This is a genomic window from Sulfitobacter sp. HI0129 (assembly GCF_001635395.1).
Lineage (GTDB): Bacteria > Pseudomonadota > Alphaproteobacteria > Rhodobacterales > Rhodobacteraceae > Sulfitobacter.
Genome location: NZ_LWGH01000124.1, coordinates 1 through 236, shown reverse-complemented (window position 1 = coordinate 236; position 236 = coordinate 1). Strand labels below are relative to the sequence as shown.

Annotated in this window: 1 protein-coding gene; it reads left to right on the top strand. The window is 64.0% G+C overall.

Annotation, left to right across the window (positions count from 1 at the left end):
- On the top strand, positions 1–236 hold a 236-nt coding region (locus tag A3764_RS01210), incomplete at both ends, for a 3-keto-5-aminohexanoate cleavage protein (protein ID WP_201722382.1).

Genomic DNA, 236 nt, shown 5'->3' with positions numbered 1-236 from the left:
CCGGCATGGGCGGCGATATCGTCTTCGGCGACGTGGAAAATCCCATGCAGCTTTCGCAGCAGGGCACCGACATGGCCGGGGCGAGCGAGAGGGTCGCCCATGTGGCCGACTGCCTGCCGGAGATCTGCACGCTCGACTGTGGCACGATGAACTTCGCCGAAGCCGATTACGTCATGACCAACACGCCGGGCATGCTGGTGGCCATGGGCCGCATGATGACAGAGCTTGGCGTCAAG